23 protein-coding genes and 1 tRNA gene are annotated in these 25106 nt (G+C 71.4%); 8 read left to right on the forward strand and 16 right to left on the reverse strand.

Annotation, left to right across the window (positions count from 1 at the left end):
• Nucleotides 1-87 precede the first annotated feature (87 nt).
• The 3 genes from ACE37J_RS21585 (at nt 88) to ACE37J_RS21595 (ending at nt 2576) form a co-directional block, all read left to right on the forward strand.
• The gene (locus tag ACE37J_RS21585) at nt 88-2139 is read left to right on the forward strand and encodes an NAD(+) synthase (protein ID WP_409715870.1); all 2052 of its coding nucleotides are present in this window, start codon (nt 88-90) and stop codon (nt 2137-2139) included.
• Between the two features lie 227 nt (nt 2140-2366).
• Complete coding sequence (locus tag ACE37J_RS21590; protein WP_409715873.1) at nt 2367-2522, forward strand: hypothetical protein; 156 nt, start codon at nt 2367-2369, stop codon at nt 2520-2522.
• Nucleotides 2502-2576: transfer RNA gene (locus ACE37J_RS21595), tRNA-Thr, on the forward strand. Before ACE37J_RS21590 ends, ACE37J_RS21595 begins: the two co-directional genes overlap by 21 nt.
• Here ACE37J_RS21595 and meaB read toward each other — a convergent pair.
• Together meaB and ACE37J_RS21605 are read right to left on the reverse strand one after the other, a co-directional pair.
• The gene (meaB, locus tag ACE37J_RS21600; protein WP_409715875.1) at nt 2555-3568 is read right to left on the reverse strand and encodes a methylmalonyl Co-A mutase-associated GTPase MeaB; all 1014 of its coding nucleotides are present in this window, start codon (nt 3566-3568) and stop codon (nt 2555-2557) included. The genes ACE37J_RS21595 and meaB overlap by 22 nt on opposite strands.
• Nucleotides 3569-3632: 64 nt before the next feature.
• Nucleotides 3633-4691 (reverse strand): hypothetical protein, encoded by a 1059-nt coding sequence (locus ACE37J_RS21605; protein ID WP_409715878.1) that lies wholly within the window; start codon nt 4689-4691, stop codon nt 3633-3635.
• A gap of 84 nt (nt 4692-4775) precedes the next feature.
• Between ACE37J_RS21605 and ACE37J_RS21610 the strand changes: the two genes are divergently transcribed.
• The gene (locus ACE37J_RS21610) at nt 4776-5420 is read left to right on the forward strand and encodes a DUF1989 domain-containing protein (RefSeq protein WP_409715881.1); all 645 of its coding nucleotides are present in this window, start codon (nt 4776-4778) and stop codon (nt 5418-5420) included.
• 229 nt (nt 5421-5649) lie between these two features.
• On the opposite strand, the gene preA is transcribed toward ACE37J_RS21610, so the two are convergent.
• Genes preA through ACE37J_RS21625 form a run of 3 tightly spaced genes read right to left on the reverse strand, consistent with a single transcriptional unit; the run spans nt 5650 to nt 8887 of the window.
• Nucleotides 5650-6951 (reverse strand): NAD-dependent dihydropyrimidine dehydrogenase subunit PreA, encoded by a 1302-nt coding sequence (preA, locus tag ACE37J_RS21615; protein WP_409715884.1) that lies wholly within the window; start codon nt 6949-6951, stop codon nt 5650-5652.
• A 37-nt stretch (nt 6952-6988) separates the two neighbouring features.
• A complete protein-coding gene (locus ACE37J_RS21620; RefSeq protein WP_409715887.1) occupies nt 6989-7525 on the reverse strand; it encodes a DedA family protein in 537 nt (178 codons plus the stop codon).
• A gap of 54 nt (nt 7526-7579) precedes the next feature.
• Complete coding sequence (locus tag ACE37J_RS21625) at nt 7580-8887, reverse strand: NAD(P)-dependent oxidoreductase (protein ID WP_409715890.1); 1308 nt, start codon at nt 8885-8887, stop codon at nt 7580-7582.
• A 157-nt stretch (nt 8888-9044) separates the two neighbouring features.
• Between ACE37J_RS21625 and ACE37J_RS21630 the strand changes: the two genes are divergently transcribed.
• A complete protein-coding gene (locus tag ACE37J_RS21630; protein ID WP_409715893.1) occupies nt 9045-10145 on the forward strand; it encodes an Acg family FMN-binding oxidoreductase in 1101 nt (366 codons plus the stop codon).
• A complete protein-coding gene (locus tag ACE37J_RS21635; RefSeq protein ID WP_409715896.1) occupies nt 10135-10602 on the forward strand; it encodes a MarR family winged helix-turn-helix transcriptional regulator in 468 nt (155 codons plus the stop codon). Before ACE37J_RS21630 ends, ACE37J_RS21635 begins: the two co-directional genes overlap by 11 nt.
• Before the next feature lie 61 nt (nt 10603-10663).
• Here ACE37J_RS21635 and ACE37J_RS21640 read toward each other — a convergent pair whose 3' ends face one another.
• Both ACE37J_RS21640 and ACE37J_RS21645 read right to left on the reverse strand, forming a co-directional pair.
• Nucleotides 10664-11422, reverse strand: coding sequence for an MBL fold metallo-hydrolase (locus ACE37J_RS21640; protein WP_409715900.1), 759 nt, complete (start codon nt 11420-11422; stop codon nt 10664-10666).
• 31 nt (nt 11423-11453) lie between these two features.
• Entirely contained in the window at nt 11454-12068 is a 615-nt protein-coding gene (locus ACE37J_RS21645; protein ID WP_409715903.1) for a TetR/AcrR family transcriptional regulator, read from the reverse strand.
• A gap of 118 nt (nt 12069-12186) precedes the next feature.
• Between ACE37J_RS21645 and ACE37J_RS21650 the strand changes: the two genes are divergently transcribed.
• Entirely contained in the window at nt 12187-12609 is a 423-nt protein-coding gene (locus tag ACE37J_RS21650) for a RidA family protein (RefSeq protein WP_409715906.1), read from the forward strand.
• A 53-nt stretch (nt 12610-12662) separates the two neighbouring features.
• Here ACE37J_RS21650 and ACE37J_RS21655 read toward each other — a convergent pair whose 3' ends face one another.
• The 4 genes from ACE37J_RS21655 to dusA form a co-directional block, all read right to left on the reverse strand.
• Nucleotides 12663-14348, reverse strand: coding sequence for a methyl-accepting chemotaxis protein (locus ACE37J_RS21655; protein ID WP_409715909.1), 1686 nt, complete (start codon nt 14346-14348; stop codon nt 12663-12665).
• Nucleotides 14349-14551: 203 nt separating this feature from the next.
• Nucleotides 14552-17005 carry an ATP-dependent helicase HrpB gene (gene hrpB, locus ACE37J_RS21660; RefSeq protein ID WP_409715912.1) on the reverse strand — a complete coding sequence of 818 codons (2454 nt, stop codon included), beginning with the start codon at nt 17003-17005 and terminating at the stop codon, nt 14552-14554.
• A 1-nt stretch (nt 17006) separates the two neighbouring features.
• Nucleotides 17007-17834, reverse strand: coding sequence for a sulfite exporter TauE/SafE family protein (locus tag ACE37J_RS21665; protein ID WP_409715915.1), 828 nt, complete (start codon nt 17832-17834; stop codon nt 17007-17009).
• 10 nt (nt 17835-17844) lie between these two features.
• Nucleotides 17845-18843 (reverse strand): tRNA dihydrouridine(20/20a) synthase DusA, encoded by a 999-nt coding sequence (dusA, locus tag ACE37J_RS21670; protein ID WP_409715918.1) that lies wholly within the window; start codon nt 18841-18843, stop codon nt 17845-17847.
• Between the two features lie 113 nt (nt 18844-18956).
• Here dusA and ACE37J_RS21675 point away from each other — a divergent pair, with 113 nt between their 5' ends.
• On the forward strand, nt 18957-20069 hold the full coding sequence (locus ACE37J_RS21675) for a site-specific integrase (protein ID WP_409715920.1): 1113 nt from the start codon (nt 18957-18959) through the stop codon (nt 20067-20069).
• 643 nt (nt 20070-20712) lie between these two features.
• Here ACE37J_RS21675 and ACE37J_RS21680 read toward each other — a convergent pair.
• The 5 genes from ACE37J_RS21680 to trbL all read right to left on the reverse strand — a co-directional run bounded on the left by ACE37J_RS21680 (nt 20713) and on the right by trbL (nt 25106).
• On the reverse strand, nt 20713-20967 hold the full coding sequence (locus ACE37J_RS21680) for a DUF2274 domain-containing protein (RefSeq protein WP_409715923.1): 255 nt from the start codon (nt 20965-20967) through the stop codon (nt 20713-20715).
• Nucleotides 20964-22070: a TrbI/VirB10 family protein gene (locus ACE37J_RS21685; RefSeq protein WP_409716058.1), complete on the reverse strand. Its 1107-nt coding sequence runs from the start codon at nt 22068-22070 to the stop codon at nt 20964-20966. The genes ACE37J_RS21680 and ACE37J_RS21685 overlap by 4 nt, the downstream gene beginning before the upstream one ends.
• 86 nt (nt 22071-22156) lie before the next feature.
• On the reverse strand, nt 22157-23143 hold the full coding sequence (gene trbG, locus ACE37J_RS21690; RefSeq protein WP_409715926.1) for a P-type conjugative transfer protein TrbG: 987 nt from the start codon (nt 23141-23143) through the stop codon (nt 22157-22159).
• Nucleotides 23140-23829 carry a conjugal transfer protein TrbF gene (gene trbF / locus ACE37J_RS21695; protein ID WP_409716061.1) on the reverse strand — a complete coding sequence of 230 codons (690 nt, stop codon included), beginning with the start codon at nt 23827-23829 and terminating at the stop codon, nt 23140-23142. Before trbF ends, trbG begins: the two co-directional genes overlap by 4 nt.
• Entirely contained in the window at nt 23826-25106 is a 1281-nt protein-coding gene (gene trbL, locus ACE37J_RS21700; RefSeq protein WP_409715929.1) for a P-type conjugative transfer protein TrbL, read from the reverse strand. Before trbL ends, trbF begins: the two co-directional genes overlap by 4 nt.

The raw sequence follows: 25106 nt of genomic DNA on the forward strand, positions 1-25106 counted from the left end.
CCGGCGCGCGCGGGGCGCCATGGGCGCGGCGGCTGGACGGAGCGGGCCCGGCGCACTAGCCTTTCCCGGCAACAGAAGGACGCGGCGATGGCCGAGGCGGCGGAGTTCCTGAACATCTACAGGCAGGGCTTCGCCCGCATCGCCGCGGCGACGCCGCGCGTCCATGTCGGGGACCCTGCGGCGAACCTCGAAGCGACGCTGGAGATGGCGCGACGGGCGCACGAGGCGGGGGCGGCGCTCTGCGTCTTTCCGGAACTCGGGCTGACGGGCTACGCCATCGACGACCTTCTCCAGCAGGAGGTCGTGCTGGACGGGGCGGAGGCGGCGCTTGCGGCGCTGGTGGAGGCTTCCGCCGGGCTTCGCCCGCTTCTTCTGGTCGGGCTGCCGCTGAGAGTGCGGGGGCGGCTCTTCAACGTGGCGGCGGCGGTTCAGGGCGGGCGGCTGCTCGGGCTCGTGCCGAAGACCTATCTGCCGAACTACCGCGAATTCTATGAGCGGCGGCATTTCACGCCGGGGGACGAGGCGGGCGTGGAGAGCGCGCGGGCCGGCGGGCATGAGGCGCCGTTCGGGACGGACCTCCTTTTCGCGGCGGAGGATGTTCCGGGGCTGATCGTCGGCGCGGAGATCTGCGAGGACGTCTGGGTTCCCGCCCCGCCCTCGAACGCGGCGGCGATGGCGGGGGCGACGGTGCTGGCCAACCTTTCCGCCTCCAACGTCACCATCGGCAAGTCGGATTACCGGCATGCGCTCTGCCGCGTGCAGTCGGCGCGGTGCTTCGCGGCCTATCTCTATTCCGCCGCGGGGCATGGCGAGTCCACGACCGATCTCGCGTGGGACGGCCATGCGATGATCTGGGAGAACGGGGCGCTCCTCGGGGAGACGCGGCGGTTTTCCGGGGAGCCGCAGCTCCTCATCGCCGATGTCGATCTCGACATGCTGCTGGCGGACCGGATGCGGCAGGGGAGCTTCGCGGATTGCGCTTCGCGGGAGGGGCGGGCGTTCCGGCGCTGCGGGTTCCGGCTCGACCCGCCTTCGGGCGATCTCGGGCTCCGCCGCGCCGTCAGCCGGTTTCCCTTCGTGCCGGATGACGATGCGAAGCTGGATGAGCTCTGCTTCGAGGCCTACGAGATCCAGGTCGCGGGGCTCGTGAAGCGGCTGGAGGCGTCGGGGATCGGGCGGATCGTCATCGGCGTCTCGGGCGGGCTCGATTCGACGCAGGCGCTGCTTGTCGCGGCGCAGGCGATGGACCGGCTGGGGCGGAAGCGGACGGATATCCTCGCCTATACCCTGCCCGGGTTCGCGACCTCCTCGGGCACGAAATCCGCCGCCTGGGACCTGATGCGCGCCCTTGGCGTGACGGCGGAGGAGATTTCCATCGACGCCGCCTCGCGGCAGATGCTCGCCGATATCAGCCACCCGCACCGGGAGGGGGCGAATGTCTATGACGTGACCTATGAGAACGTGCAGGCCGGGGCGCGGACCTCGCTCCTCTTCCGGCTCGCCAATCTCAACGGCGCGCTGGTGCTGGGGACGGGGGACCTTTCGGAGCTGGCGCTCGGCTGGTGCACCTATGGCGTGGGCGACCATATGAGCCATTACAACGTCAACGGCTCGGTGCCGAAGACGCTGATCCAGCATCTGATCCGCTGGGTCGCCGCTTCCGAGCGGTTCGGGGCGGAGGCCTCCGCCGTGCTGCTCCGGGTGCTGGCGACGGAGATTTCACCGGAGCTGGTGCCGGGGGACGGGGCGACGCCCGCGCAGCGGACGGAGGATTTCGTCGGCCCCTACGAGTTGCAGGACTTCAACCTCTACTGGATCAGCCGCTTCGGCCTCCGCCCCTCGAAGGTCGCCTTCCTCGCGCTCCACGCATGGCGCGACCGGGAGGCGGGGCGCTGGCCGCCGCACATGCCGCCGGAGAAGCGGAACGAATACGACCTCGCGACGGTCCGGACATGGCTCCGCGGCTTCCTCTGGCGGTTCTTCCAGACGAGCCAGTTCAAGCGCTCGGCCCTGCCGAACGGGCCGAAGCTCGCCTCCGGCGGCTCCCTCTCCCCGCGGGGGGACTGGCGGGCGCCTTCGGACGGGGTGGCGGCGCCGTGGATCGCGGAGCTGGAGGCGAAGGTTCCGGAGCGGCTCTAGGCGGCCCTTTTCGCCGCCTTTCCGGGGCATAACCATGGATATCGAGCCTGGGGCGTTGATTCAAAAGGGAAATAAAAAATTTCGAAATTTTTGGCCTGTGTGCGCCCAGCCTCCTCCTCCATCTGCCGAAGCGGCTCGCCCTTGCCGCCATCCTCCGCCGCATCTCCCGCCGCTTCGGCCTCATTGTCTCGCCGATCAGCCCGCCCTTCGCGGAGGCGCGGATCGACGTGGACAACGAGCGCACCTGCCGCATCGCGCGGGAGATCGTCGCGGCCCGCGCGGCCGAGGCGGAGGCGGCGCGGGAGGGCTTGCATTCCGGCGGGGATTCGCGGAAAACCCGCCCCGCGCCTGACGGGCCGGAAGCTGCGGTAGCTCAGTGGTAGAGCACTCCCTTGGTAAGGGAGAGGTCGAGAGTTCAATCCTCTCTCGCAGCACCAGATCCGCCCCCGCCGCTCTCCAGAAACAGCGCCAGCAGCCGCTCCGCCGCCGCCTCCGGCGCCTCCTCCCCGGCCTCGATCCGCGCCTCGGCGCGGGGCAGGGCGGCGGCGACGGCGGGGTGGGCGGCGAAGGCGGCCTTCAGGCCCTCCTCCAGTTCCCGCCGCAGCCATAGCTTCGCCTGGCCCGTGCGGCGGCGCGCGAGGGCGCCTGTCCCGCGCCGGTGCGCGTCGAGCGCGGCGATGCGGCGCCAGACGGCCTCCAGCCCCTCGCCCGTCTCGGCGGATACCGTCATCGCGGCGGGGATGCCTTCCGGGTCCCCCTCACGCTTCCGCATCAGGCGGAGCGCGCCGGCATAGTCCGCCGCGGTGCGGGTCGCCGCCGGTTTCAGCGCGCCGTCCGCCTTGTTGACGACGACGAGGTCCGCGATCTCCATGATCCCGCGCTTCACGCCCTGCAATTCGTCGCCCCCGGCGGGGGCCATGAGGAGGAGGAAGAGGTCCGTCATCTCCGAGACCATGGTCTCCGACTGGCCGACGCCGACCGTCTCCACGATCACCACGTCATAGCCCGCCGCCTCCGCCAGCAGGATCGCCTCCCGCGTCCGCCGCGCGACGCCGCCGAGAGCGGCGCGGGAGGGGGAGGGGCGGATGAAGGCGTTCGGGTCGCGCGAAAGGCGCTCCATCCGCGTCTTGTCGCCGAGGATCGAGCCGCCGGAGCGGGTCGAGGACGGGTCGACCGCCAGCACGGCGACGCGGTGGCCCCGCGCGGTGAGGAGCCCGCCCAGCGCCTCGATGAAGGTGGACTTGCCGACGCCGGGCGTGCCCGTCAGCCCGAGCCGCATCGCGCCCTCCGGCCCCGGATGGAGGCGGGCGAGGAGGGCGCGCGCCGCCGCCCGGTCATCCGCCCGGGTCGATTCGATCAGCGTGATCGCCTGCGCCAGCGCCCGCCGCTCCCCGGCGCGGAGCCGTTCCGCCATCGCTTCAACGTCCATCGTCTTCCTTCCCGGCCTCGTGCGGTTCTGGCGGAAATCGCCATGCCGGGCAATGGCGGGAGGCTCAGCGGCGCGCGGGGGCGGGCAGGGCGCGGTCCAGCCATGCCCACATCGCGGCCTGGGTCGGCGCCTCCACATAGCGGCGGAAGATCGCGGCGAGGGCGAGGATCAGGAGCATCGCCGCCGGGGTGGCGAAGAGGAGCGCGAGCGCGGCCCGCTCGCCCCCCGCCGCGACGAAGGCCGCGGCCGGCTGCGCGAGGAGGGCGGGCGCCATCACCAGCGGCCAGACGGCGCGGCCGAGCGCCTGCGGCGCGGGCCGGCAGAGCGCGCGCGCCGCCGCGCCCTTCCGCGTGAGCGAGAGAAGGAGCGCGGGCGCGAAGGCGAGCGGCGCGAACGGGGCGAGGCCCGGAGGCGCGAGGGCGAGGAAGGAGAGGGCGGAGGAGAGCGCCCAGAGCTCCAGCGCCCCGCCGGCGCGGCCGCCGAGCTTGCCCTTCAGCCGCCGGAGCGCCTTCCGCCCCCGTTCGGAGGCGAGCGGCGCATGGAGGAGCGCGCCGAGCATGAAGGCGGCGAAGACGCGCGCCGCCTGATCCTCGAAGGGCGGGAGCGGCAGCGCCGCCCGCGCGCCGATGGCGCCGAACGCGAGGATGAGGAGCGCGGCGCGGCCCATCCAGCCGGAGAAGAGGCCGAGCAGGCAGAAGGCCGCGAAGAGCGCGGAAAGCTGCGCCTCCGCCGCCATCAGCCAGCCGCCGGGCGCCCAGCCCTCCGCGCCCGGAACCAGCACCTCGATCAGCGCGAGCGAGGCGAAGAAGGCCCGCCCCTGCTCGGCCCCGATCGGCCCTGAAAGCGTGGCCGCAAGGAGGAGGAGGCCGAGCACCGCGGCGTTCAGCGGCAGGAAGCGCATGACGCGGGAGACGAGGAAGCGCCCCACGCCCTCCCCCCGCGCCAGCGCCGCGCCGTGCGCCCGCGCGCAGATGAAGCCCGAGGCGAGGAGGATGAAGTCCGCCGTCAGCCCGAGCCGCGCCGCCGCCCCGCCCAGCGGCGTCAGCGCCAGCCAGAGCCCGAGCGCGAAGCCGAGCGCCGCCAGCCCGCGCAACCCGTCCATCGCCTCAGGCTCCCGCCGCATCGCCCGCCTCCCTTTCGGGCGGAGGCTGGCGCGGCCGGGTTAAGACCGGGTTGACGAAGCGCGCGCGGCGCGCAAGCTGTGCGGATGAACCTCATCACGGGCGCGCCGGCCCTGCCCGAAGGCCGGATCATCGAAGACAGCGTCGTCCCCGCCCGCGCGCCCTGGAGCGTGCGGATGAAGGCGGGGGAGACGCTCCGCGTCATCGACATCGAAGGCCAGCAGGCGGTGGACTTCCTCTGCTTCGGCGCGTCGAGCCATGAGGGGCAGATCGAGCGGTATCACATGCCGAACACGATCAAGATCCCGAAGAACCTCTTCGTGGGGAAGGGCTCCGTCCTCTATTCGCAGTTCGCCCGGCCGATGATGACCGTGGTGGAGGATACCTGCGGCGGGCACGACACGATCTTCGGCTGCTGCTCCTTCGCGGTGGACCAGTTCCGCTACGGCAAGCACAACGCCGAGTGCTGCCAGCGGAATTTCGAGCGGGAGATGGCGCTGCACGGGCTCGGGCCGGAGCATGTGGTGGCCAACCTCAACCTCTTCATGAACGTGCCGGTGGCGCCGAACGGGGATTGCGAGATCCTCGACGGCCAGTCCAAGCCCGGCGATTTCGTCGACCTCCGGGCGGAGATGGACGTGATCGTGGTGATCTCCAACTGCCCGCAGGAGCTGAACCCGGCGGCGGGGGGCGGCCCGACGCCGGTGCGGGTGGTGGTTTGGGAGGGGTGATCGGGCGGGTCTAGGGCCGGAGCCCTCCGCCTTCCCCCGGCTCGCGGAAGCGGCCTTCCGGTGGAAGGACGCGCGAGACGGGCGACCGGAGGCGAAGGCCGGAGGTCGCCGGGCGCCAGGCCGCCGCGTCGGGCCGTATCGGGCTGGGGCCGCCCAGACGGGCGCGAATGCGACCGCCCCGGGGTGGGCGGCCGCAGCCCGATCCGCGGGGCGGATCGGGCGGGCTCTATCACTCCGCCGCCACCGCCCCCGGATTGTTCGGATGCGTCGTCCAGTTCGCCGGCTCGGCCTGCACCACGCGCCCCGTCCGCGGGTCCACCGCGCCGGCAGGCAACCGCTCCATCGTGATGCAGTTCTCCACCGGGCAGACATTGACGCAGAGGTTGCAGGCGACGCATTCGTCGTCCATCACCTCGAACACCCGCCCCGGCTTCATCGCGATGGCCTGGTGGGACGTGTCCTCGCAGGCGGCGTAGCAGCGGCCGCACTTGATGCAGAGGTCGGGGTCGATCCGCGCCTTCGCGACGTATTCGAGGTTGAGATACTGCCAGTCCGTCACGTTCGGCGTGGCGCGGCCGATGAGGTCCGCCAGCGTCATCCCCTTCCGGTCGAGATAGTCGGAAAGGCCCGCCTTCATCTCCTTCACGATGGCGAAGCCGTAGGTCATCGCCGCGGTGCAGACCTGCACGTTGCCGGCGCCGAGCGCCATGAACTCCGCGGCGTCGCGCCAGGTCGTCACCCCTCCGATGCCGGAGATGGGGAGGCCGGCGGTTTCCGGGTCCCGCGCGATCTCGGCCACCATGTTGAGCGCGATGGGCTTCACGGCGGGGCCGCAATAGCCGCCGTGGCTGCCCTTGCCGTCGATGGAAGGTTCAGGGCTGAACGAATCGAGGTCCACCGCCGTGATGGAGGAGACGGTGTTGATGAGCGAGACGGCGTCCGCCCCGCCCTTCTTCGCGGCGCGGGCGGGATAGCGGATGTCCGTGATGTTCGGCGTCAGCTTCACGATCACGGGCATCCGCGTCGTCTGCTTGCACCAGCGGGCCACCATCTCGATATACTCCGGCACCTGGCCGACGGCGGAGCCCATGCCGCGCTCCGACATGCCGTGCGGGCAGCCGAAATTCAGCTCGATCCCGTCCGCCCCCGTCTCCTCCACCAGCGGGAGGATCGCCTTCCAGGCGGCCTCCTCGCAGGGGACCATGATGGAGACGATCATGGCGCGATCCGGCCATGCCGCCTTCACCGCCTTGATCTCGCGGAGGTTCACCTCCAGCGGGCGGTCGGTGATGAGCTCGATGTTGTTGAGGCCGAGGAGCCGCCTGTCCGCCCCCCAGACGGCGCCGTAGCGCGGGCCGTTGACGTTCACGACGGGCGGCCCCGCCTCGCCCAGCGTCTTCCAGACGACGCCGCCCCAGCCCGCCTTGAAGGCGCGGACGACGTTGTATTCCTTGTCGGTCGGCGGGGCCGAGGCGAGCCAGAACGGGTTGGGGGACTTGATCCCGAGGAATTCACTCGCGAGGCTTGCCATGGTTTGCTCCCTCTCCGTTAGTCCGTGATGTCGATGTTCAGGCGCCGAGGCTCCGCCAGACCGCGCCCAGAGCGTCCCCGCCCAGTTCCCCGGCCTTCGGCGTCACATAGGCCCAGATCAGGGCGCCCGGCGCGTTCGCGAGCTGGAAGGCCGCCGCGCGCATCGCCGCCGCCCCCGCGAGCAGGAAGGCGACGGAGCGGAGCGGGCCGAAGAAATGGCCGATCAGGACGGCCCCGGCGCCCCATCGCGCGAAGGCGCTCCGCCCCCGCTCCGCAAGGTCCGGCCGTCGGCTCAGCGGCCAGGCGGAGACGATCTCCTGCCCGTAGCGGCGCCCGAGCCAGAAGGAGAGCGTGGAGCCCGCGAGCGCGCCGAGCGCCGCGCCCACGAAGATCGGCCCGAAATCCAGCGCCCCCGCCGCCACAAGCCCGCCGACGCCGATCAGGATCGCGGTCGAGGGGATGAGGAGCGAGACGAGCGCCGCCGTCTCCGCGAAGGCGAAGAGGAAGGCGAGGGCGGGCGCCCAGGCACGGTGCGCCGAGATGAAGTCCAGAACGGGGGTGACGAGCGTTTCCATGCGCCTCCTGACCGGGAGGAGCTAGGCGCCCGCCGCGTTCCGGGCAAGCGGCGCTCATGCGGCGCCGGTGAGCATGGCGTGAATATCCTCCGCCGCGTCCCGCCCCTCGGCGACGGCGGTCACCGTCAGGTCGTCCCCGCCCGTCGCGCAATCCCCCCCGGCCCATACGCCGGGGAGCGAGGTGCGGCCGGCGCCGGTGACGGCGATCTTGCCGCCCGCCGCGGCGAGGCCGAAGGCGGCGTCGAGCTTCTGGCCGATGGCGGCGAGGATCTGGTCGGCTTCGAGGGTGATCGTCTCCCCCGTCTCCTTCAGGCCCTCCGGCCCGTCCTCCGTCAGGGCGAGGACGATCCCGCCATTGGCCCGGCCCTTCGGCGCGGCGTTGGCGAGGATGCGGACGCCCGAGGTCGCCGCCAGATCCTGCTCCCAGCGGCTGGCGTTCATCTTCTCGCGCCCGCGGCGATAGGCGAGCGTCACCGTCTCGGCGCCGAGCTTCTTCGCCTGCACCGCGGCGTCCACCGCCGTCATGCCGCCGCCAATGACGACGACGTTGCGCCCGACGGGAAGCGCGGCCTTGTCCTCCGCCTGCCGCAGCGCAGCGATGAAGGCCACCGCGTCCTCCGCCCCGTCGATCCCCAGCGCGTTGACGCCGGCGAGGCCGATGCCGAGGAACACGGCGTCATATTCGGCCTTCAGCGCGTCGAGGGAGAGTTCGGCGCCGAGGCGCTTTCCGGTCTCGATCCCGATCCCGCCGATCCCGAGCAGCCATTCGACCTCGGCCTGGGCGAAGCCGCCCACCGTCTTGTAGGCGGCGATGCCGTATTCGTTGAGCCCGCCCGGCTTCGGCCTTGCGTCATAGATCGTGACGGCGTGGCCGTTCATGGCGAGACGGTGGGCGCAGGCGAGGCCCGCGGGGCCGGCGCCGACGACGGCGACGCGCTTTCCCGACTCCGGCGCGCGGGCGAAGGGATGCGGCTTCTCCATCAGCGTGTCGGTCGCGAAGCGCTGGAGCCGGCCGATCTGCACCGGCTCGCCCTCCGCCGCCTCGCGCACGCAGGCCTCCTCGCAGAGCGTCTCGGTCGGACAGACGCGGGCGCACATGCCGCCGAGGATGTTCTGCTCGAAGATCGTTTTCGCCGCGGCCTCGGGCGTGCCGGTCGCGATCTGGCGGATGAAGAGCGGGATGTCGATGGAGGTCGGGCAGGCCGTGATGCAGGGCGCGTCATGGCAGAAATAGCACCGGTCCGCCGCCACCGCCGCCTCGTGCGGGGTCAGCGGCGGATGCAGGTCCGCGAAGTTCTCCGCAATGGCTTCTGCGGGCAGACGCCCTGCGACGAGGCCGGGCGTGGAAGGCGTGTTCGGCATCTGGCTACCGCCCCGAGTTGGCTCAGCTTGAATTTGACCGTCTGGTAAAATCGTCACGCGGGCCTGCGAAATTGTCAAGCTTGGAGTCTGGCGGCCCTTGAAGGTAGTTCCGAATTGCACTATATAGTGCAATATAGCACAATATGGAGGCCGCATCATGTCCACCCGCCGCACCTTCCTCCGCCTGCTCGGCGGCGGCGTCGTTCTCGCCGCCGGATCGGCCGGGGCATTCCTCGCCACGCGGACGCCTTCAAGGGCGCTCGCGCCCTGGGATGCGGCGGGGGAATATGAGGAGCCGCGGATGCGCGCGCTTTCCTTCGCCATCCTCGCGCCCAACCCGCATAACCGGCAGCCCTGGGAGGCGGACCTGCGGGAGCCGGGCAAGATCACGATCTGGCGCGACAAGTCCCGCGACCTGCCGGAGACGGACCCTTACGACCGGCAGCTCACCATCGGCATGGGCTGCTTCCTCGAACTCCTCGCCATCGCGGCGGGGGAGACGGGCGATGCGGTTTCCTTCGAGCTCTTTCCGGAGGGGGAGGAGGGGCCGGTCGCCGTCGCGAGTTTTGCGGAGGGGGGCGCGAGGGACCCGCTTTTCGCGCATGTGATGGACCGGCGCTCCTGCAAGGAGCCGTTCGAGGACCGGGCGGTTCCCGCCGAAGCCGCCGCCGCGCTCGCGCCGCTGGCGGAGATCGTGACGGAGGCGGAGCGGGTCGCGGCGCTCCGGGCGCTGACCTGGGAGGCGTTTCAGGTGGAGGTCATGACGCCGCGGACCTTCAAGGAGAGCGTGGACCTGATGCGGATGGGGAAGGCGGAGATCGAGGCGAATCCGGACGGGATCGACCTTGGCGGGCCGTTCTTCGAGAGCCTCCAGCTTGTCGGCATGATGAGCCGCGAGGGGCAGATGGACCAGACGAGCCAGGAATTCGCCATCGGCTTCTCGATCTATGAGGAGATGCTGGCGGCGACGCAGGCCTATGCCGTGGTGACGACGCCGGGGAATTCGCGGGCGGACCAGATCGCGGCGGGGCGGCGGTGGCTGCGGCTCAACCTCGCGGCGACGGGGCTGGGGCTGGCGCTTCAGCCCGTCAGCCAGGCATTGCAGGAGTTTCCGGAGATGGCCCCGCACTACGAAGCGGCGCACGCCCTGTTGGCAAAGCCGGGCGAAACGGTTCAGATGCTGGGCCGGCTCGGCTACGGGCCGGAGACCCCGCGCACGCCGCGCTGGCCGCTGGAGACGAGATTGCGTGACGCCTGAGGAGAAGGTCAGACTCTATTTCGGCTTCTTCAACGAGGTCGGGATCATCAACCAGCTCAGCCGCGCCGTGTTCGAGGGGCGGCTGCCGCCGGGGGTGACCGTCTCCCACTTCACGGTGCTCAATCACCTGATCCGGGTGAGGGACGGGCAGACGCCGATGACGCTCTCCCTCGCCTTTCAGGTTCCGAAGACGACGATGAGCCACACGCTCGCCGGCCTCGTCTCCCGCGGGCTGGTGGACATGCGGCCGAACCCGGCGGACGGGCGCTCCAAGCGGGTCTGGATCACGGAGGCGGGGCGGGCCTTCCGCGAGGAGGCGATCCTCTCCATCGCGCCGGACATCCTCCAGCTCTCGCAGGTTGTCGAGCCGGACCGGGTGGCGGCCCTGATGCCGGCGCTGCAGCGCATCCGGGAGGCGATGGACGCCGAGCGGCTGGAGCGGGACGGGCTCACCTGAGGCGGGATTTCCATGGAAATCCGCCGAATTTCGTTGAAACCATTGGATATTTTTTGAAAAATTAACCTTTTCGCCCGTCGTCTGCGAGCCATCCGGCGGCGATCTCCCGCATCCGCCGCGCATCGAGCGCGGCGCCGTGGCCGGGGAGGACGAGCGCGGGGCCGAGGGCCGCCAGGCGCTCCATCGTCCGGCGATAGGCCGCCTTGTCCGAATGCGGCAGGTCGTCCACCAGCCCGCCCTCATAGAGCGCGTCGCCGGTGACGAGGAGGCCCCGCGCCGCATCCCAGAGCCCGATGGAATCGGGGGAATGGCCGGGCAGGGCCAGCACCGCGAAATCGAAACCGGCCGCGGCGACGCGATCCCCCTCCCTGAGCGCGCGGGTCAGGGGGGCGGGGCGGAGGCGGAAGCCCCGCGCCGACCAGCCGGGCGAGGGCGGGCGGCTGACGGGTTCGGGATGGTCGCGGAAGAGCGGCGCGAGCGTCGCCCCGTCCTCCATCGTCGCCAGCGCCTCCGCGCTTTCCGCCGGGCCGAGCCTGACGGCGAATTCGTGCAGCGCGCCGACATGATCGACATGGGCGTGGGTGACGAGCGCCGCGACCGGCTTGTCGGGCGGAAGCAGGGGGGCGAGCGGGGCGAGCCCGTTCCCGCAATCGACCAGCAGCCGGTCCTCCGCCCCTTCCAGCAGCCAGAGATTGGCGCGGAAGAAGAGGTGGGCGTGCGGCTCCGTGATGCGGGTGATCCCGGGGCGGAGGGGCTCGAAGCGGAACCAGCCGGAGGGATCGGTCAGGGTCATCGGCGGCGTGCTTTCATCCATTTTCATGGAACAGGGTGCGGCGGCCCCGCATCCGGCGTCAAGGGCCGGCGCGCGGGGCCCCCCGGCCCGCGAGAAGGCCGGAGGCGAGCCGGACGAAGGCCGCCTTCGCCCGCGCCAGAACGTCTTCCGGCGCGTCGCTCGCCGCCACCCAGAGCGCGGCGTTGAGCGCGGCGCCGTTCAGGAGCCGCGCCGCGGCCTCGATGTCGACCGGCGCGAGCGCGCCCGCCCGCGAGAGCGTTTCGAGGCTTCGCATCGTCGCCGCGAGGCAGCGGTTCTGGCTCGGCCAGAGGGAGGGATCGCCGAGCGCGGCGGGCCCGTCGAGCAGCACGATGCGCCGCACCTCCGGATCGAGCGCGGATTCGATATAGGCCGCGCCTTCGGCGAGGAGGCGGCTCCACTCGTCGCCGCCGGCCTCCGCGGCCCTGGCCTGCGCGCGGGCCGCCATCTCGCTGTCGATCCGGTCGACGACTGCGGCGAGGAGGCCGCGCTTGTCCCCGAAATTGTGATAGAGCGCGCCGCGGGTGAGGCCGGCCGCGGCGGTCAGATCGTCCATCGAGGCGGCGGCGTAACCTTGCTCCGCGAAGGCCTTGCGCGCCGCTTCGATCAGCTTCTCCCGCGTTTCCTCCATCCGCTTCGCGCGAAGGCCCGCCATCTTGTCTCCGTCATTCGCGCAGGGCGCGGGCATTGACATACGCCGCGTATGCGACCAACTCACATACGGATCGTATCCGAAATCGCCGATCAGGGCGAGACCCGAAAGGAACCCGGACATGCCGACCAGAGACCCCGTCTTTCCCGCAAACCGCCACGCGCTCTATGAGAAGCACGGCTATTCCGCCGCGATCCGCTCGGGCGACCTCCTCTTCGTCTCCGGCCAGGTCGGGAGCCGCGATGACGGCTCGCCGGAGCCCGACTTCCCGAAGCAGGTGGCGCTCGCCTTCGACAATCTCGAAGCGGTGCTGGAGGCGGCGGGGGGCGGGCTCGACGACATCGTCGACGTGACGACGTTCCACACGGACCCGGAGGCGCAGCTCCCGGCGGTGATGGAGGCGAAGGCCCGCGCCTTCCCGGAGCGGCCCTATCCGAACTGGACCGCCGTCGGCGTCACCTGGCTTGCGGGCTTCGATTTCGAGATCAAGGCGGTCGCGCGTCTGAGCGTCGCGCCGGAGCCTGCCGCCGCGGGCGCGCGCTGACGGGGAGCGCATGGGGAAGGGCCCCGCCTTGCGGCGAGGCCCGGAGAGATGCGTCAGGCGGCGAGGGCGCGCAGGGGGGCGGTTTCCTTGTCGGCCCGGACCGGCGCGGCCTCGCGGTGCTCGAGGTTGAAGCGCGCGACGGCGGCGGCGAGGGCGTCCGCATCCGAGAGGAGCCGCTCCGAACGGCCGAGGCCGTCCACCGCGGCCGTCTCCGCCCCGGCCGAGAGCTTGCCGAGATCGCGCACGGCGTCGTTGATCCGGTCGATCCCGACCGACTGCTCGCGGAGCGCGCCGGTGATCGCGGCGACGAGTTCCGAGGTGCGCTGGATGTTCGGCACCATCGTCTCCAGCCGGCGCTCGACATCTTCCGAGACGGTCACCGCCTCGGCCGAGATCGAGGAGATTTCCCGCGCGGCGCCCTGGCTCCGCTCGGCCAGCTTGCGGACCTCCGTGGCGACGACGGCGAAGCCGCGGCCATGTTCGCCCGCCCGCGCCGCCTCCACCGCCGCGTTGAGGGCGAGAAGGTCGGTCTGGCGGGCGATCTCCTGCACCACGCCGATCTTGTCCGCGATGGCTTCGAGGGCGCGCATCGCCCGTGCGATCGCCTCGCCCGAATCGCGGGCCTCGCCGGCCGAGCGGGCGGCGATGTCCGCCGTCGTCTTCGCGTTCTCGTTCGACTGGCCGATGCTTGCCGAAATCTGCTCGACGGCGGCGGAGGCGCTCTGGGTCAGTTCGCTCTGCCGGGTCGCATCGTCCCGCAGGCGGGTGGAGATGTCGTTCATCCGGTTCGCCCCCTCGCGGACGCCGCCGGCGCCGGCGACGACGGCGGTGATGCTTCCGCGCACCTCGCCCAGCATGGATTCGATCGCCTTGCCGAGCATGTCGCGGTCGCTGTCCGCCCGGTATTCGGCCTTCAGATCCATGTCGCGCAGCGTCTCCACCTTGCGGCGGATCGAGGCGATCATGCCCGCGGCGGCGCGCTGAAGCTCGCCGATCTCGCCGATTCCGCCCGTCTCGACGCCAGTGGAAACATCGCCCGCCGCGACCTCTTCGACCGAGCGGGTGACGCGGCCGAGCGCGGAGAGGTTGCGGCCCATGATCCACATCGCGGCGGCGGCGGCGAGGATGGCGGCGACAAGCGCCGTCGCCATGATCCAGCGGAAGCCGCCGACGATGCCGGCGACTTCGGCGCCGACGACCTGGTTCTTGGCTTCCTCATGGTCGATATAGCGGTTGATCGCCGCCAGCCAGTCAATGAAGAGCGGGCGCGCCTCCTCCATCAGCATCGTATGGGCGCCCGCCGCGTCCCCCGCCGCGCGGGCGGCGACGACCGCCTCGATCAGCGGCAGCGTGCGCTGCTCGATGGCCTTGATGTCCGTGAGGATGGCGGTCTCCGTCGGGTCGACGCCGGCGCCGGTGGCCACCATCGCGTCGAGCGCGACCGCGCTTTCGGCGTAGAAGGCTTCGAGCACGGCGATCTTGTTCACCGCCGCCTCGCGGCCTGCCGGCGATTCGAACAGCACCACGTCGCGCAGCTCGATTGCGCGATCGTGAACGCTGCCGCGGAAGTTGATCGCGTAGCGCTGCTTGACGCTGTTTACCTCGTTCACCGTGGCGAGCCGCGTCGCCACGCCGTCCATCTCGACGAGGCTGAATGCGCCGAGGCCGATCATGGCCGCGGTGATCGAGCCGAGCGCCAGAAGGCTCAGCTTACGCAAGGTCAGGGAAATCCTAGGCATTTTCATGCTCCATCTTCATCTCCGCCGCGGCATTCCGCCGGCGTCCGCTTGCAAGCCCGGGAGAGTCGGATGGTTCTGCACGACATAGCAAAGCCGTTCGCCAAAGCCTGGCGACGGCCCCCTAATTCCTCAGGTTTGTACGGACCAATTAGCGAAACAGCCTTTACGGCGCGTGAATCGCGCAAGAGCAGATCGGCCGGAGTTTACCTCTCGCGCGGCTTCGCCCGCGCCGTCGGCTCGGCGTTCGCCGGGTCCTCCGGCCAGGGGTGTTTCGGGTAGCGCCCGCGGAGGTCCTTCCTCACGTCGGCATAGGCGCCCGCCCAGAAGCCGGGGAGGTCCGCCGTCGTCGCCACGGGGCGGGCGGCGGGGGAGAGGAGTTCGAAGAGGACGGGCTCGCCGGAGATTTCGGGGTGGCGGGCGGTTCCGAACATCTGCTGGAGGCGGATGGAGACGGTGGGGCGGCCCGAGGCGTAGTCGATCCGCGTCTCCGTCCCGGTCGGGGCGCGGAAGCTCGCGGGGGCGAGGCGTGCGAGGGCGGCGAGGCCGTCCCGCCCGAGGCGGAATTCGAGCGCCTGGAGGGGGGCGAGCTTCGCGAAGGCCTCGGCGCTTCGCGCCTCGCCGAGGAAGGGGAGGAGCCAGGCTTCCGCCTCCGCGAGGAGCGCGGGTTCGTCCATGGCGGGGAGGGGGGCGCCGCGGGCGCGCGCCCATTCGGCGCGGGCGGCGAGGCCGCGCGCGGCCTCCGTCCAGCCGAGAGCTTCGAGGCCGAGATGGCGGAGCCCCTCAAGCGCGGCGGCGGCGAGCGCCTCGGGCGGGGCTTCCGGCCAGGGCCGCTCCTCCAGCGCGAGGGCGCCGAGCATGAGGCGGCGGCGAGCGCGGACGCGGCGCTCCCGCCGGGACCAGTCGCAGGTTTCCGCCCATGCGATCCGGCCTCCGAAGAGCGCCTCGATCTCCGCCCTGTCGATCCGGGCGGCGAGGCGGATGCGGGCCTCCGTCGCGTCGCCGTCGAGATCGGCGGCGACGAGGAAGGGCTCCGCCGCCAGCGGCTCCCCGGTGGGGAGGAAGGCGCCCTTGCCGCCCGAGAGGAGATGCCGCGCCTCGCCGTTCGGGCCGGCGCCGGGGCGGCGCATGGCGATCCGGTCCGGAAAGGCGCGGGCGAGGAGGGGGCCGGGGGCGGTTGCTCCCCCCTCCGCGCCGAAGCGCCGGGCGAGGCGGGCGGCCTCCGCTCCGATCCGGCGGAGCGCGCCCTCCGACGGGCCGTGGCGGGCGGGGGCGCGGAGCGCTTCGAGCCGGAGCGCGACATCAGCGCCGGCGGAGCGGAGGGGGTCGCGGTCTTCCAGCAGGGCGGCGAGGCGCGCGGCCTCGCCCCGCGCTTCGGGCGGCGCGGTCAGCATCATGTGGGCGAGGCGGGGATGTGCGGGGGCGGCGGCGAGCGCGCGGCCATGCGGGGTGATCCGCCCCGCGCCGTCCAGCGCGCCGAGATCGGCGAGGAGTCGCCGGGCCGCGGCCATCGCGCCCTCGGGCGGGGGGGTGAGGAAGGCGAGGTCGGCGGGCGCGGCGCCCCAGGCGGCGAGGTCGAGCGCCAGAGGGGCGAGGTCCGCGGTCAGGATCTCGGGCGGGGCGAATTCGGCCATCGCCGCCTCCTCCCCCTCCGTCCAGAGCCGGAGGCAGAGGCCGGGGGCGAGCCGCCCGGCGCGGCCGCGCCGCTGGTCCGCCTCCGCCTTCGCCGCGCGTTCGGTGACGAGCCGGGCCATGCCGGAGCCCGGATCGAACCGCGCGCGGCGGGCGAGGCCCGCATCCACCACGGCGCGCACGCCCTCCACCGTCAGCGAGGTTTCCGCGATGACGGTGGCGAGGACGATCTTCCGCCCCGCGGCGGGGGCGAGCGCGGCCTGTTGCGCGGCGAAGGGGAGCGCGCCGTGGAGCGGCAGCACCGCGGCCGGCGCCCCGGCGAGGGCGCGGGCGGCGCGCCCGATCTCCGCCGCGCCGGGGAGGAAGACGAGGACATCGCCCTCGATCTCCCGGAGCGCGAGGCGGGCGGCCTCCGCCGCCGCCTCCTCGATCCGCCCCGCGCCGCGGCCGATGCGCCGCGTCTCGACCGGGAACATCCGCCCCTCGGCGCGGACGATGGGCGCGCCGCCCATCAGCGCGGCGACCGGCTCCGCCGCCAATGTGGCCGACATGACGAGGAGGCGGAGGTCGGGCCGGAGCGCGGCGCGGGCCTCGAGCGCGAGGGCGAGGCCGAGATCGGCGTGGATCGAGCGTTCGTGGAACTCGTCGAAGATCAGGGCGGAGATGCCGGCGAGCGTGGGGTCGGATTGCAGCATCCGGGTGAGGATGCCCTCCGTCACCGCCTCGATCCGGCTTCCCGGCCTCGCCTCCCCCCGCACGCGCCAGCCGATCCGGGCGCCCGGCGCCTCGCCCAAGGTCGCCGCCATGCGCTCCGCCGTCGCGCGGGCGGCGAGGCGGCGCGGCTCCAGCATCAGGATGAGCCCCGCCGCCCAGGGCTCCTCCATCAGCGCGAGGGGGACGAGCGTGCTCTTGCCGGCGCCGGGCGGGGCGACGAGGACGGCGAGGCCGGGGCCCCGGAGCGCCTCCCGGAGCGCGGGGAGCGCGGCGGAGACGGGAAGCCGCGCCGCCTCCGCCGCGAAGCCGCTCATCTCAGCCGCCCATCGCCTTCCGCGCCATGTTCAGCGCCGTCGCCGCGAGGAAGAGCGCGAAGAGGAGCTTCAGCGGCCGCGGGTCCATCGAATGGGCGATCTTCACGCCCACGGGCGCGAAGAGCACCGTCATCGGCACGATGATCGCGAAGGCGGGGAGGTGGACATAGCCGAGCGCGAAATCCGGCCGGTTCTCCACCGCGAGGCCGGAGAGGACGAAGCCCGCCGCGGCCGGGACCGCGATGACGAGGCCGAACCCCGCCGCCGTCGCCACCGCGCGGTGGACGGGAAGGCCGAAAAGCGTGAGCGCGGGCACGCCGAACGTGCCGCCGCCGATCCCCATCAGGACGGAGGCGAAGCCCATCGGCGCGGAAAGGGCGGCGCCCTTCCAGCCGCGCGGCGGCGCTTCCCCGATGCGCCAGGACGCCCGCCCGAGCGCCATCCAGAGCGCGACGAGGAAGGCGAGCGCGCCGAAGATCAGCATGAGCGAGGCGCTTTTCAGCCGGTCCGCCGCGAGGACGCCGAGGAGGGCGCCGGCGCCCATGAAGGGCGCCCATGATTTCAGGACGGACCAGTCCACCGCCCCCTTCCTGTGATGCGCGGCCAGCGACCGCAGCGAGGTCGGCACGATGGTCGCCAGCGAGGTCGCGACGCAGACATGCATCAGCGTCTCCGGCGGATGGCCGAGCGCGGAGAAGACGGCGAAGAGCGCGGGCACGATCACGATGCCCCCGCCGACGCCGAGAAGGCCGGCGAGCACGCCCGCCGCCCCGCCAACGAAGAGGAGGAAGGCGACGAGCGCCAGCATGTCGGCGAGCGGCAGGGTCATGGCTTTGCTTTCAGGCTGCGTCCCGCGCGGGGCCTATCGCGCCGAGGGCCTCCTCCACAAGCTCCGGCCCCGCGCCGGGGAGATGCGACCGCTCGGACAGGACGCGCCGCCAGAGCCGCGCGCCGGGCCGGCCCTGGAAGAGCGTCAGCATGTGGCGCGTGACGCGGTTGAGCCGCTCGCCCGCGGCAAGCTGCGCCTCGATATAGGGGAGCATGGCGCGCGCGGCCTCTTCCGGCGCGATCTCCCGCGCCGCGCCGAAGAGCCGCCGGTCCGCCGGCGCGAGGATCGCCGCCGGGTCGTGATAGGCGGCGCGACCGATCATCACGCCGTCGAACCCGGCGGCGAGATGCGCCTCCGCCTCGTCCAGCGAGCCGATCCCGCCGTTGAGGAGGATGGTCAGGTCGGGGCGCGCGGCCTTCAGTCGGAGGACGAGCGGATAGTCGAGCGGCGGCACCTCCCGGTTCTCCTTCGGGGAGAGCCCTTCGAGCCAGGCTTTTCGCGCATGGACCGCGAAACGGGAGACGCCGGCGGCGGCGACCGTATCGACGAAAGCGGGGAGGGCCGCCTCCGGCTCCTGCTCGTCCACGCCGATGCGGCATTTCACGGTGATCTCCGCCCGCCCCTCCGCCGCCTCGATCATCGCGGAGACGCAGGCGGCGACGAGCGCGGGGTCGCGCATCAGGCAGGCCCCGAAGGCGCCGGATTGCACCCGGTCCGACGGGCAGCCGACATTCAGGTTGATCTCGTCATAGCCGAAGGGCAGCGCCGCCCGCACCGCCGCCGCGAGCAGCGCAGGCTCGGAGCCCCCGAGCTGGAGCGCGACCGGATGCTCCTCCGGCGAATGGCCGAGCAGGCGATCCCGGTCCCCATGGACCACGGCGGCGGCGGTGACCATCTCCGTATAGAGGAGCGCCCGGCGCGAGAGGAGCCGGTGGAGGTAGCGGCAATGCCGGTCCGTCCAGTCCATCATAGGCGCCACGGCCAGTCTATGTATTTGATTTACTGACATTTTTCTTGTATCTTCAGTCCGTTGATCCAGTTTGCCCCTACGCCGGAACATGCCTCGACATCCCTGAATATCCCCGTCTGCGACGACTCACTGCACACATAGCGCACACGAAAATGGCCTCGATCACCAAGCTTCCCTCCGGCGCTTACCGGGTCCAGATCAGGCGGAAGGGCCGCTACGCAAGCGAGACGTTCCTTCGTCGCGACGATGCCCATAGATGGGCCCGCCAAGCCGAGACCCTGGTCGACCAGGGACAGCCGCCCAACCGATCATCCGTAGCCCGCCTGCACACGTTCGGCGATCTGGTGGACCTTCACATAGCCGATATGTGCGCCGTAGGGAAACCACCGAGACGCAGCAAGGCGGCGACCCTCACAACGCTCAAGCGTGACCTCGGCAAAGAGAAAATCGGGTGCCTGGATCGGCACAAGCTCATCGAGTACGGGCGCAGGCGTGCGGACCTTGGCGCCGGGCCCGTGACGCTGGGCATAGACATCGGCGTGATCAAGATGATCATGACCCATGCCGCCGCCGTCCATGGCCTCGAGATTTCAGTCGAAGGGGTCGATCTGGCCCGCGTGGCGCTGAAGCGTCTCGGTCTGATCGGCAAAGGTATCGAGCGCGACCGACGTCCTACCACGGCAGAATTGAACCGCCTGTTTCTTCGTTTTGACAAGAACGCGCGTCTGACGATGCCCATGACGCGCATCGTCCAGTTCGCCATCGCAACCGCCCTTAGGCTGGACGAAATCTGTCAGGCTGACTGGAGCGACCTCGACATTGACGGTCGGATGCTCCTTGTCCGCGATCGAAAGGACCCGCGCAACAAGGCCGGCAACGACCAGCGGATCCCGCTCTTCGCTGCAACAGGGTACGACGCCTGGGCCTTGGTGATGGCGCAGGCCAAGTATCTCGGGAAGGTTGAGGGTCAGATTTTCCCCTACAACTCAAGATCCGTCGGGACCGCGTTCCGCCGAGCCTGCGCCGACGCTGACGTCAGGGACCTTCACTTCCATGACCTGCGCCATGAAGGTACGAGCCGCTTGTTCGAGGTCGGTCTGTCCATCGAACAGGTTGCCTTGGTCACCGGACACAAGGACTGGAAGATGCTCCGCCGGTACACCCACATTCGCCCCGAAGCGCTGCACCGCCTCGTTGAAGCCCGTGCGCCCTATTCAGAGGGAACATTGCAGCAGAGTGGAGTGTGCCTTGTTGACTTGACATAACCGCTGGTCGTCTGGACAGGGGCGCGGGTATTGACGCGATAGCCGTCATTATGAAGGTCGGCGTCCATGCAGCGGTAGCCATAACCCTCGAACACGTTGGTGATGGCCCGGATCTTCGCTACGAACTGCCCGTCGCGAGGCCTGCATTCGGGCTTGATGCAGTAGGTGGATTGCGCGACGCTCGGGAGCTGGCCCCCACCGTAAGGAGAGGCTGCGGCGCCGCCCGTCACGGAAGCAGCCACACACCTCAGCTTAAGTCCGGAGCGAATCTTCCCTTCTTGGGAACTCGATCTCTCGCGCCTGCCGACCGACCATTCGCTCGAGGCACCCTTTGGCAGCGAGCAACACCACCGTTGCGCCGCCCTCGTCACGGGCGCCGACTTTCGATTTCTCAACCTTTCGAACTCAAGCGTTCGCACAGATCATGTTCCGCGCCAAATCTAGCCTGCGCGAGACGGCGTGGAAGGTCTCTCCAGCATGGTGCGCGACGACCTAGGTTTCGAATTCGTGCTGCAATCGTGTTTCGACTTGGCCCTTTTTACTTCAGAAGCCGGACTCCGGTAGAATTATTCCGCGTCAGTCTGTCCCCCCAAGGGGCGCACGCCATCAAGGGGGCTTCTTGAGCACCGGTCCACAGACATGGTCACATTTTGGAGTCCGAGCGCGTCGGCGCAGACTTCGCCGGCGCTGCCCTCTGCGCTTTCTTGAATCCCCGATCAGTCGCCATGAACCTTGCGAGCATGGGCGCGACGAGTCGGGCAGGGTCGAGATGCTGGCCGGTCTCGCGGGAGAGGGCCTCGGCATAGGCGGCGAGATCGCGGTGGACGCCGGCGGGGAGTTCGACGGCGAGCTTCACCGGCTTGTCGTCAGGGATGGCGCCGAGCTTCAGTCTGGTCATCGGATTTCTCCGAGGGGTTCGAGGATGAGATCGCGGGTGACCATGACTCGGACGGGAAAGCCCGGGCGGATGGTCAGGGTCGGGGGGATTGCGAGCTGACGGCGGACGATGTCATCGCCGGCGCGCCCGACGGTGCCCTGCGCCGCCTCGCGGATGGCGCGGGCGATGTCGTCCTCGCTCTCGAGCCCGGTCTCGAGCCCCAGGTTGAGGAGCGTGGCGAGGCCGGCGGCGAGGAGAATGCGGCCCCAGTGGTTGTCGACCTCGTCCTCGAGGCCGGCGGCGCCGGACGCGTCGGCGCCCGGTTCGCGCATGAGGATGATCGAGCGGCCGTCGGGCAGGATCAGGCGGGTCCAGACCAGGAGGAGGCGGGTCTGCCCGGCGGCGATGCGGCTGTCATATTCGCCGAGCAGGCGCGCGCCCTGCGGGATCAGGAGATAGCGGCCAGAGGGGCTGTCATATACAGGCGCGGTGACCTGCGCCGCGATCTGGCCGGGAAGGTCGGAGCGGAGGCCGGTGATCAGCGCGGCCGGGATGACGCTCCCCGCCTGCAGGATGTAGGGGCTCGGCGGCAGGGCGAGACGCTCGGGGCTGACCGGGTCGCGGCCCGTCGCCCGAGCCAGGAAGGCCTCTCGCGCGGCGACGGAATCCGATGCGCCCGGGCTGGAGGGGAGCGACGGCAAGCCGCCGGGACCAGCGGGCGCGGCGCTCCGAGCTGGCGCGCCGCCGGGCGGGACGGTCCGGGCCTCGGCGAAGAGCGCGCTGAGACGGGCGGACTCGATCTCCTGCAGGCGGCGCTGCTCGTCCGGGTCGAGAGGCGTCGGACCCGCTGTGACGGGCCCGGTTGGCACGGCGACGCCCCTCTCCTGCGCGGCGATGGTCGGTCTGCCGAGATAGCCGGGCAGCGGCGGGCCGAGACGAGGGATGTCGGCATAGGAGCCGGGCAGCGTCGAGAGGCCCTCGGCCTGCTGGACCCGGTCGGTGGAGTAGAGTTCGGCGTGCTCGTCGCCCCCGCGTCGATCCTGCAGCGCGACGATCAGGATCGCGCCGAGCCCGAGCCCGCCCATGGTCGCGGCGGTCGTGACGGCCTTGCGAGAGAGACGCATCACCCGCGGCGGATCGGGGCGGAGGCGCAGGTCCTCGGCGATCTCGGCCTCGGTCCGCGGGCGCGCCGGATCGGTGTCCGCACGGGTCACCGCCCCCGCTCCTCCGGTTCGGGCGCCTGGCGCGGCGCGGTCAGCCTGCGACCGTCGGTCCGCTCGATCCGCACCACCTCCTGTGGTTCGCCGCCGAGACGCAGCTCAGCCGCCGCGAAGAGACGGTCGACGATCAGGACGTCGCCATGCACACGGATGTTGGCGATCTCGGCCCCGCCATCCGGGCCGATCAAGAAGAGCGGCGGCATCTCGCCCTGCACGATCCCCGGCGGGAAGACCACATAGACGCGGCGACCGTCGTCGAAGACTGAGACCGGCCGCCAGGGCGGGCCGTCGCCGGAGAGCGCGTAGCGATGGCGGCGGTCGGCCTCGTCGGGGATGACGGGACGGCTAAGGATCGGCGGGCCTTTCGCGGCAGGCTCATCGGGATAGGCCCAGGCGATGGCCGGCATCCAGACCTCGTCGCTGGCGCGGAGCTCGACGTGATAGCTCCGCCGGTCGGTGCTGATCACGAGGTTGGTGACGATGTCGGGGCGCGTCGGCTTGACGAGGACATGGACCCGAGCGGTCCGGCCGGCCCCGCTCGTCGTGTCGCCGATGATCCAGCGCGCGGTGTCGCCCGCGGCGATGGGGCCCGGTCCGACAAGCCGCTCGCCGGGCTCGAGCGCGAGCGACGTGATCCGCCCCGGCGCGGCATGGACCTGGTAGAGCGCGCCCTCGGACCATGGGAAGACCTGCAGCGCGTTGTGATAGCCCTCGCGCCTGGGCTCGACGCGGGCGGCGGCGTTGGCGGCGAGGATGCGCGCCTCGACGGTCGCTGCGCCCGGATCGCCGCCGCGGGATGGTGTCCATGGGGGCGGGACATGGACGGGACGCGGCCGTTCCTCCAGCACGGGCGCCGGGGGCGGCGCCAGCGCGGGCAGGCGCTCGTCATAGGCGATCTGAGGCAAGGGCGCCGGGGCGCAGGCGGCGAGCGCGGTCGCGGCGAGGAGGAGGACGGGCAGCGGTCGCCGCGCGCTCATGACGCCGTCTCCCGCGACCAGTTGATGGCGTGGACGTAGACGCCGAGCGGGTTGGCGCGGAGCCGCTCCGCGTCGCGCGGCGTCTGGAGCGCCACGGTCAGGATCGCGGTCCAGCGCTCAGTCGCCGCGAGCTGGCCGTTGACATAGCGCCGCTCGATCCAGGCGACGCGGAAGCTCGTCTCCGAGGCGCGGATCACGCTCGAGATCTCCACCGCGACCTGGGTGTCGCCGAGCCGGGCGAAGGGATCGGCGATGCGGGCGTGGTCGTTCAGCGCCGCGGCCCCCCGGTCGGTGGCGAAGTCATAGGCGCGGAGCCAGTTCTGGCGGAGCACGATCGGATCGGCGGGTAGCTGGCGGACGTTCTCGACGAAGCGGGCGAGATGCCAGGCGATCTGCGGATCAGTCGGGCGATACTCGGCCGGCGCCGGGGCGACGGCGCGCGCGGCGCCGAGCCGGTCGACCTCGACGACGTACGGAACGACCCCGCCCCGGGTCGACTGCCAGACCAGCGCGGCGGAGAGTCCGGCCGAGAGCGTCAGACAGCCGAGCGCCATCAGCCGCCAGTTGCGGGCCTGGACGCGGGCGGAGCCGATGCGCTCGTCCCAGACCTGCGCGGCCTTCTGGTAGGGCGTGACCGGCTCGGGCGTGACGCCGTAGCGGGAGGAGGGTCGTCGGAACATGATCAGGACCTCTCGGTGAGGCTGACGGAGGCCCCGCCGCCGCCTTGGTCGCCGGAGCGGAGCGCATGGGCGGCGGTGACGAGGCCGTGATGGAGGCTCTGCTGACGCTTCATCCGCCGCGCCCAGGCGGGCGGGCCGTCAGCGGGGGGTGAGGCGAGTGACGACGGCGCGGCGCCGGTGAGGGCGGCATGGGCGGCGCTGCGGCCTGACTGTGCGCTCTCCGACAACGCGCGGCGGAGCGGGCTGACGGCGGTCAAAGCCGCTGCGCGACCCGTCGCCATGGTCCCGCCCGCGGCCTTGCCAGCCGGGGTTGCGCGGCCGGCGGCTCCGAGCTCGAAGGCCGAAGCGCCGCCGGCGCCGAGCGCCGTGGCGCCGCGGACCGCCGAGCCGGCGGCGCCGAGACCGATCCGCGTCGCGGCCGCGCCGCCGACCGCCGCGCCGCCGACCGCAAGGCCGGCGCCGACCGCGGCCCCCGCGCCGAGCTGCGGGCCGCCCGAGACGATGCCGTTGGCGATTCCGGGGCCGAATATGCCGAGCGCGAGGATCGCCAGCGCGCCGAGGACGATCGACATCGCCTCCTCGATCGTCGGCGGGCCGGCGAAGCCGGCCGTGAACTCGCCGAAGATGGTCGAGCCGATGCCGACGATGACCGCGAGGACCAGCACCTTCACACCCGAGGAGATGACGAGGCCGAGGACCCGCTCGGCCATGAAGGCGGTCTTGCCGAAGAGGCCGAAGGGCACGAGCACGAAGCCCGCGAGCGTGGCGAGCTTGAACTCGATCAGCGTGACGAAGAGCTGGATCGCGAGGATGAAGAAGGCGAGGAGCACGACGGCCCAGGCGAACATGAGGATCGCGATCTGGACGAAGTTCTCGAAGAAGGCGGTGAAGCCCATCAGGTCGGCGACGGCGGAGAGGATCGGTCGCCCGGCCTCCAGCCCGACCTGCGCGATACGGCCGGGTTGCAGGAGCTCCCCTGCCCCGATGGCGCCGCCTGTGGCCAGAAGGCCGAGCCCGGCGAAGCTGTCGAAGACGATCCGGGCGAGGTCGCTCCACTCGCCGATGATGTAGGCGAAGATCCCAACGAAGAGGGTCTTCTTCACGAGCCGGGCGATGATGTCCTCATCCGCGCCCCAGGCCCAGAAGAGCGCGGCGAGCGTGACGTCGATCACGATCAGCGTCGTGGCGAGGAAGGCGACGTCGCCGCCAAGGAGGCCGAAGCCCGAATCGATATAGGTCGCGAAGACCTCCAAGAAGCGGTCGATGACTCCGACGCCGCCCAT

It is taken from the genome of Pikeienuella sp. (assembly GCF_046290545.1).
Lineage (GTDB): Bacteria > Pseudomonadota > Alphaproteobacteria > Rhodobacterales > Rhodobacteraceae > Pikeienuella.